Source organism: Tabrizicola sp. (assembly GCF_030694085.1).
Taxonomy (GTDB): domain Bacteria; phylum Pseudomonadota; class Alphaproteobacteria; order Rhodobacterales; family Rhodobacteraceae; genus Tabrizicola.
Window position 1 is genome coordinate 1 of sequence record NZ_JAUXZE010000010.1, and the last position, 7,188, is coordinate 7,188.

8 protein-coding genes and 1 pseudogene are annotated in these 7,188 nt (G+C 62.7%); 4 read left to right on the top strand and 5 right to left on the bottom strand.

Annotation, left to right across the window (positions count from 1 at the left end; genetic code table 11):
• Window positions 1–194: 194 nt before the first annotated feature.
• Window positions 195–1,262 (bottom strand): Fic family protein, encoded by a 1,068-nt coding sequence (locus Q8M85_RS02545; RefSeq protein ID WP_305539848.1) that lies wholly within the window; start codon window positions 1,260–1,262, stop codon window positions 195–197.
• 300 nt (window positions 1,263–1,562) lie between these two features.
• Complete coding sequence (locus tag Q8M85_RS02550) at window positions 1,563–1,874, bottom strand: hypothetical protein (RefSeq protein WP_305539850.1); 312 nt, start codon at window positions 1,872–1,874, stop codon at window positions 1,563–1,565.
• A 60-nt stretch (window positions 1,875–1,934) separates the two neighbouring features.
• Between Q8M85_RS02550 and Q8M85_RS02555 the strand changes: the two genes are divergently transcribed.
• From Q8M85_RS02555 to Q8M85_RS02570, 4 genes are read left to right on the top strand one after another with little or no spacing between them, the layout of a single operon-like run.
• Window positions 1,935–2,312, top strand: coding sequence for a hypothetical protein (locus Q8M85_RS02555; RefSeq protein WP_305539852.1), 378 nt, complete (start codon window positions 1,935–1,937; stop codon window positions 2,310–2,312).
• 4 nt (window positions 2,313–2,316) lie between these two features.
• Window positions 2,317–3,156 carry an ABC transporter permease gene (locus tag Q8M85_RS02560; protein ID WP_305539855.1) on the top strand — a complete coding sequence of 280 codons (840 nt, stop codon included), beginning with the start codon at window positions 2,317–2,319 and terminating at the stop codon, window positions 3,154–3,156.
• 25 nt (window positions 3,157–3,181) lie between these two features.
• Complete coding sequence (locus Q8M85_RS02565) at window positions 3,182–4,156, top strand: ABC transporter substrate-binding protein (RefSeq protein WP_305539857.1); 975 nt, start codon at window positions 3,182–3,184, stop codon at window positions 4,154–4,156.
• Window positions 4,157–4,167: 11 nt separating this feature from the next.
• A complete protein-coding gene (locus Q8M85_RS02570; RefSeq protein ID WP_305539860.1) occupies window positions 4,168–4,938 on the top strand; it encodes an ABC transporter ATP-binding protein in 771 nt (256 codons plus the stop codon).
• A 192-nt stretch (window positions 4,939–5,130) separates the two neighbouring features.
• Here the strand turns inward: Q8M85_RS02570 and Q8M85_RS02575 are convergent, their stop codons facing one another.
• From Q8M85_RS02575 to Q8M85_RS02585, 3 genes and pseudogenes are all read right to left on the bottom strand, one after another.
• The gene (locus tag Q8M85_RS02575; RefSeq protein WP_018001789.1) at window positions 5,131–5,295 is read right to left on the bottom strand and encodes a hypothetical protein; all 165 of its coding nucleotides are present in this window, start codon (window positions 5,293–5,295) and stop codon (window positions 5,131–5,133) included.
• Between the two features lie 389 nt (window positions 5,296–5,684).
• Complete coding sequence (locus tag Q8M85_RS02580) at window positions 5,685–6,158, bottom strand: hypothetical protein (protein WP_305539863.1); 474 nt, start codon at window positions 6,156–6,158, stop codon at window positions 5,685–5,687.
• 99 nt (window positions 6,159–6,257) lie between these two features.
• Window positions 6,258–7,188, bottom strand: a pseudogene (locus Q8M85_RS02585) (DNA-binding protein); the annotation flags it as partial.

Here is a 7,188-nt window from a genome sequence, read left to right on the forward strand (position 1 = left end):
CCACGCCAATCATAGTATCCATTATATGCCGTCCTCTCCGTTTTGTGGCTCTGAACACCACAATCTTGGCACATCGCGATGCCGTTTGGGGAGGGCGGCAACCATTCCATCTGCCCTATCGCCGTCCTCGGCACCGACGATTTCAAGCCGCGCGTTACGATAGCCTTCCTTCACGATCCAGAACTTGGCAGCCGTTAGACTGCGTCGAACAAGCGTGGAAACAGCACATCGTGGGTTTTGCTGGGAAAACGCAGCATCAAGGCACCACGCGGAGTCTCGGACCCGACAACTCCATCGTCTAGGAGGGTTTTCATTGTGGCCCGTGCTGTTCGCGGGGCCACGCCCAGCAGGGCCGCAACGTCACCACGTTCGACCTCGCCACGCAGGAGTATGATGCGCAGCAAATCCCCTGCCCTGTCGCCCAGACCCAAGAGTGCCGCGTAGCGGGTCAGCCGTTCTCCCAACCTGTCAAAGTCGAACATGCCCGCCATGAAGCTGACCTGATCCTCGCAAACCGCGAGGAACCACTTGGTAAAGCTGACTAGCGCTGCCAACGACAAGTTCCCACGCCCGTCACGGTCACCCTGACGGACACGGTCGGCGAGTTGCATCATCTCGCGATATTCCTCACGACCCGGAAGGCCATCCTGAAGACCTCGCGCCAGCCCGCGCGAAACAGACCAGAGCCCCCCTGCCCCAATGCCCGCATGATGCGCCATTGTGTGCGACATCAGACGACTGACACGGCCGTTCCCATCGTAGAACGGGTGAATGAAGTTGAAGCGATGGTGCGCCGTCGCCACGGCGAGTGTGCGCGTGACCTGACCATGCAGCCAATCCAGCCGAAACCGGGTGTGGAAATGCGCCATAAACGAGGGAACGGCGTCAAACGGAGGCGGAACATGGGCGCCAACCTCCACGTCGCCCTGCCGCCATTCTCCGGGCACGATCCGGACCACTTGGCCCCCATGGCGCAGCGTCAGCATCTCTTCAGTGGCACCTTCATAGAAGGCTTCGTGCAGCCATTTGATGAACGACGGCTCGCTCGGATCTGGAAGCGTCCCCTCGACCGCCCGGCGGTCGATCTCTTCTTGCAGGTTGACATGGGCCGCATGTTCTTGCTGCAGCGCCCTGCGTCCTGGATCGGCGTCAAAGTCGCCGGCCAGTGCGCGTTCGATGTCGCGCGGACGGGTGTTGTTTCCCTCGATCCGGTTGGAGTAGTAACTGTTCATCATCCGTACCATCGCGGCAAGGTCGGACAAGGTTCGAGCAGGTAAATTGCGGCCCAAACCGCGGGCTGACTGGATCAGCCGGTTTGACGTCTCGACCAGGTCAAGCGGGATGTCATCTTCGAGCCGGGCAGGCTCTATCCGCGATGGGGATACGATGTACGTCAAGCAGACTCCAGAATGCCACTACGTGTGAAACGCAACATATTCTTTAGCTTCGGAAAAAGATAGGATTAAGCGCACATCTGCCACTATCACATGCCACTAAGCCGTGCCACATCCAGCTTTGGGGTGTGGGTCAGGACATGTCCAGATCCACACCGCCTTTCCTGATCAGGCCGCTTCCCAGACCTGGTTCAGGATCCGTGCCGCGATCTCGGATTTGTCCTGCGGCAGGAACCGACCGTAGTGCTGAGCGACCATGTCGGGCGTGTCCTGAATGGCATAACTTGCCTGCTCATAGGATCCGGTGCGCTTGAGGATGTGGGTTGCCAGAACATCCCGTACGTTATGTGGGCCATGCGGCAGAAGGCCTTCGATGGCCCCGCGCTTGGTCCACGGGTTATAGATGCCGTAGCGTTGAATCGCGGTGCGCCATGCCTCATAAAACGTGTTTTGGCAGTAAGCCGCATTGGTGCTCGTCATCTTAGCCGTCTTGACGAAGAACGTGCCCGGGTCAGCCGCCTCGCCGATCAGTCGCGCGCGATGGCGCTCGATCCAAGCTTCGATCAGTTCGTAAAGTCGCCCCAGGTCTGGGAGGATGAGAACGGCTTCACCATCCGCCAGCTCTATCAGCACGTGGCCAGCGCACGGGGGCATTTCACCATCGTTGGCACGCCCGCGCAGATCGTCGATGTGCTTGAGGACTGGTTCCACAACGAAGGCGCCGACGGCTTCAACATCCTGCCGCCCTGGCTCCCCACAGGCCTGAGCGACTTCGTCGATCTGGTGATCCCCGAACTGCAGCGGCGCGGCCTGTTCCGCACCGAATACGAAGGCCGCACCCTGCGCGAAAACCTTGGCCTCCCCTTCCCCGAAACCCGCTGGGCGCTGTCGCGGCGCGCGGCGCACGCTGCGGAGTGATGCCATGACCTTCCAGACCATCGATACCTCCCTCGGCGGCTCTGTCGAAGCCCCCTCCGGTGCAGCCCTGCTGCGCCGGGGGGTGGCAGGGGCGGGGCGCGCACTGCGCCGCTATGGCTTGCTGTTCGGGTTCCTGGCCTTCTGGCAGATCGGCTCCTCGCTGGGCTGGATCAACCCCACTGTCTTTCCGCCGCTGGACAAGATCCTTGCCGCCACATGGACCGGCGTTGTCGGCGGCGCGCTCTTGGATGACATCGCGATCAGCCTGCAACGCTCCGGCCTTGCCTTTGCGGCTGCTGTCGGCCTTGGCATCCCGCTGGGCCTCTTCATGGGCCAGATCCGCGCGGTCGAACAGGCGCTGGACCCGATCCTGCAGTTCTTCCGCCAGACCTCGGCACTGGCGCTCTATCCAGTGTTCATCCTGCTTCTGGGCCTCGGCGAAGCCTCCAAGGTGTTCGTGATCTTCTGGGCAACCTTGTTTCCGATCCTCTTGGCCACCATCGGCGGTGTGAAGGAAGTGGATCGCAAACTGATCGAGATGGCCGCCACCTTCGGCGCCTCCCGTGCCACCATCTTCCGCCGCGTGGTCCTGCCCGCCTCGGTCCCGTCGATCTTCGTCGGCCTGCGCCTGTCGGCTACCACCGCCCTTCTTCTGCTGATCGCTGCCGAGATGATCGGGGCGAACAAGGGTCTCGGGTTCCAGGTGATGAATGCCCAGTACAACTTCCAGATCCCGCAGATGTTCGCGGCGATCCTCCTGCTCGCCGTCCTTGGCCTGTCGGCCAACGCCGCCCTCGTCACGCTTCAGCGCCGTTTGTGCCGTTGGGCCGACCTGTCCCACTGAACCCACTCACCCAAAGGAAACGACCATGACTATTTCTCTCCGCACGCTTGCGCTTTCTACGGCCCTCGGCCTCTCGCTCACTCCGGCCTGGGCCGATGTGAACATCCGCTACCTCGCCAGCCAGGGCGGCCTCTCAGCGCATGAACTTGCCGCCGAACTGGGCTACTTCGACGGCACCGGAATCACGCTGGAAAACGTGGGCTACGCCCAAGGTGGACCTGCCTCGCTGGTTGCCCTTGCGGGCGGAAGCGTGGAACTCGGCTCTGCGGCTACCGCCGCTGTCCTGAACTCCATCGCCGCCGGAAACGACTTCGTCGCTGCCTACCCGTCGAACGGGATCAATGACGAGGCGCAGTCGATCTTCTACGTGCTGGAAGACAGCCCGATCAAGAGGATCGAAGACATCGTCGGCAAGACCATCGCCGTGAACACGCTGGGCGCACATCTGGATTTCACGGTCCGCGAGGCGCTGCACCAGAAGGGCCTCCCCGAAGACAGCGCCAATTTGATCGTCGTGCCGGGGCCGCAGCTGGAACAGGTTCTGCGCTCGGGTCAGGTCGACGTCTCGGCCTTTGGCTACTGGCAGACCACCTTCACTGGAGCCGCTTTGCAGAACGGCGGTCTGCGCGCGGTGTTCGATGACACTGACGTGCTGGGCGAAATCGCAGGCGGTTTCATCGTCCTGCGCCGTGACTGGATCGAAGCACACCCCGAGGAAGCCAAGGCTTTCGTCGAAGGCTCGGTCAAAGCGCTGGATTACGCGCGCGAGAACCCCGAGGAGACCAAGGCAATCTTTGCCCGGGTCCTCGCCGAACGCGGCGAAAACGCGGAGGTCGCGCAGTTCTTCGCGGGCTATGGTGTGCGCGAAGGCGGGCTTCCGGTGGAACGCGACATCCAATTCTGGATCGACGTCCTGGAACGTCAGGGCACGGTCGAGAAGGGTAAGCTGGTTGCCAAGGACATCCTCTATGTGACGGGCGACAGCCCGACCACCAACTGAAGGCGCGGGGCATGAGCGTGGTTGAAGTAACCCGCCGTGGAGAGGTCACCGTGCGTGACCTCTCCAAATCCTTCACGCTGAACGGCCAGCGTCTGAACGTGCTTCGTGATCTTCAACTTGATGTGCAGGGCGGTGAGGCCCTTGCCATCGTCGGCCCCTCCGGCTGCGGAAAAACCACGCTTCTGCGCGTGCTTGCCGGTCTGGAGAGCCCGGACAGGGGCGAAGTCCTGATCGACGGGCATCCCGTGCAAGGCGTCGGCACCGAACGCGCGATCATCTTCCAGGAACCGCGCCTGCTGCCGTGGCTCAAGGTCCTTGGCAACGTCAGCTTCGGCCTGCAGGTCCGAGGCACGCCCCGCGACAGCGCTGAGGCGCGTGCCCGTCACTACATCCGCCTCGTCGGCTTGGCCGAGTTTGAAGATGCTTTTCCACGTCAGCTCTCAGGCGGCATGGCGCAGCGCGTCGGCATCGCGCGAGCGCTGACTGTGCAGCCGGAGATTCTGCTGCTGGACGAACCCCTCGGTGCGCTGGACGCCATGACCAAGCTGACCATGCAAGAAGAACTCGCCCGCATCTGGCGGGAGGAGAAAGTAACGATGATCCTCGTCACCCATGATCTGGAGGAGGCGATATATCTTGCCGACCGGGTTCTGGTCCTTCCCAAGGAGAAGGGTACTGTTCCCCGCTTGATCGAGGTGGATTTACCGAGGTCGAGGGATCGAAGTGACGCGCATTTTGTCGAGATGAGGCGGCGTCTGATGGCGGAATTCGGATTGCATTAGGCTTCTCCACACTGCGCTGAACTCGGGCAATGCAGCCTCACGTAACCGACTGCTTACCCACAACATCATTGTAGTCCGGTGACCGATATTCGGAAACATCACCTCAGAACGAAAACGTCGGTCACTTGCTTGGCGAAAGGACCGTATGATGGGACATTTCCAGACGCTTAGCACGCCGTGAGGCCGTGGGCATTATGCCCACGGGTCTACCTCAGCGACCACCTGAACCTCGTCTCCGTCGATTTCATCGGCGGGGACGGCGCCGAAGGTTCCATCCCCTGCCTGGAAGACGACGATCGAGACCATGAGCGTTGCGGCGAGGGAGGCTGCGAAAGCGTGAGCATCTTTGCGGGACATCTGTTTGGCTCCTGTCTTGGAGGCGGGGGACCATCCCCCGCGCGACAGGACCCCGCAGGCCCGAAGACTGGCTGACATCACCGGGTGCGTTCGGCTCGCCCGAATCCACCCGGCGGCACGGGCTCGCCCGTAGTCCGACCCCTTTGCGGGTTGATCTCGAAGACGGGATTCGGGGCAAGGAAGGGAATGGCGAGCGGGGGATGGTGCCCCAACGTCAGGAGCCGGTTGTCGCGCTGATGCCTGGAACGCCGCCAGCCTCCGGGCCATGCTCTTGGTCGTAGATCTCCGTATTGGGGGATGGATCCTTTGGTGCCCCGCGAGATCGCGGGACGGGGTTGTGGTCGGTGAGAGGCCCGCCTGTGGGCTGGCCCCTCACGCCTTAGCAGCGCTCAGGCGGCCAAGTCCGCGCCCCCTGCCCTCTCGCCGTCCTCGGCACCGACGATCTCGAGCCGCGCGTTGCGATAGCCTTCGCGTGCGATCCAAAGCTCGGCCGCAGTGACAGACTCCGCCAGATGCAGCAGTTCGGTGTTGCCACCGAAATCCAGCAGCACGCGGACCTGCCCGGGCTTCGGTTCCTCGGCCACCTGGAAGATCAGTCGACTGTCAGCCGAATGACTGCGCATGATCGTGACGAGGATCATCCCGTCCGAGGAGAAGTTGCCCTCATGCAGCGTGAAGGAGGCCGGTGCCGTCCATGTCGGATAGACCTTGGGCGGTTCCTTCTTCACAAGGCGGCCAACGCCGTTCGAGCGCTCCCAGGCGGCGAGCTTCTTGGTGAACCGTGCTGGCGGTTTGGGACTGCCGTCGGTGTAACGGATCAGCGCCCCGAGGGGGGCTGTGTCGATGATGGTCGTTGCAGACATGATTCCTCATCCTGAATGCGAGTAGTCGCATTCATCATATTGATATTGCTTTATTTTATTGGAATGAGGGCGGGTTTCCCCGCCCTCGGATGGCTCAGATCACTCGGCTGCCATCATCGACGCGGCGCTGTCCGGCAGATCGGCAGTCAGGAAGGCCGGGAGATCGACATCCTCGGGCTCGCCCGCGTCCTCCCCCTGCCCTTCTGCGATCTCCTCGCCGTCGCCTGCCGCCAGATCAGCGCGACGCAGGACCTCGGGCAACCAGCCACTGCCCTTGAGAAGCCGCTCGGCCTCGGTGGCCATCTCACCCTTCTTGAGGTGATCGAGAAGTTGCGCGGTCCCTTCCCCCTTCGCCTCGCGCACGGCCTCGAGGATCCGGGCCTTGGGCACACGGTTGAGGTAGCCATCGACTGTCGGCTCCCAGCCCGCCTCGACCATGTCGAGATCGACGGCACGCGCCACCAGATCGGCATGGGCCATGCGGCGCGTTAGACCGTTGGCGGAGATGCCCGCACCATAGGGGTTCACCTTCTCATGGAGCGCGTTGATCCCAAAGCTGAGGCAATGCGCCAGCAGAGCCAGACGGCTGCCCTGGTCGAGGACCGTCAGATAGTCCCAGAGCTCGGCATCGTCACCAAGAGGCAGATCGGCCTCCCACGCCGCGTGACGCTCGTCGACGAGCTTTGCCACGATGCTGTCCTTGAGATCGGGCGCCTGAGCCGACATGTAGACATGACGCACGGAGGCTTCGAGACAGCTGCCCGGGGCTGAGGAGGTGCGGAAGGTATCCGTCACCAGCTTCAGGAGCAGAAGCGTCAGCGCCACGTCCGGCGAACGCCCGATGGCCTCGCGTAGCGCGAGGGTCCGGTGGGCCGTCAGTTCCATGACTAGCCGCTCGGGCAGCGGCTTCAGCGCGCCGTCATCTTCCTCGTCGGACGGATCAGCACCGATCGGCTGACCTCCCGAGGTGATGACGGCGCCCCCGACGGAGGTCGCCGACGGGTTCCAGCTGGAAACACCGACATCACCC

Bases quoted from the DNA above. Each gene is read 5' to 3' on its own strand.
- Q8M85_RS02550 (WP_305539850.1), bottom strand. From the start codon at position 1,874: ATGACGAGCACCAATGCGGCTTACTGCCAAAACACGTTTTATGAGGCA.
- Q8M85_RS02555 (WP_305539852.1), top strand. From the start codon at position 1,935: ATGGCGCTCGATCCAAGCTTCGATCAGTTCGTAAAGTCGCCCCAGGTC.
- Q8M85_RS02560 (WP_305539855.1), top strand. From the start codon at position 2,317: ATGACCTTCCAGACCATCGATACCTCCCTCGGCGGCTCTGTCGAAGCC.
- Q8M85_RS02565 (WP_305539857.1), top strand. From the start codon at position 3,182: ATGACTATTTCTCTCCGCACGCTTGCGCTTTCTACGGCCCTCGGCCTC.
- Q8M85_RS02570 (WP_305539860.1), top strand. From the start codon at position 4,168: ATGAGCGTGGTTGAAGTAACCCGCCGTGGAGAGGTCACCGTGCGTGAC.
- Q8M85_RS02575 (WP_018001789.1), bottom strand. From the start codon at position 5,295: ATGTCCCGCAAAGATGCTCACGCTTTCGCAGCCTCCCTCGCCGCAACG.
- Q8M85_RS02580 (WP_305539863.1), bottom strand. From the start codon at position 6,158: ATGTCTGCAACGACCATCATCGACACAGCCCCCCTCGGGGCGCTGATC.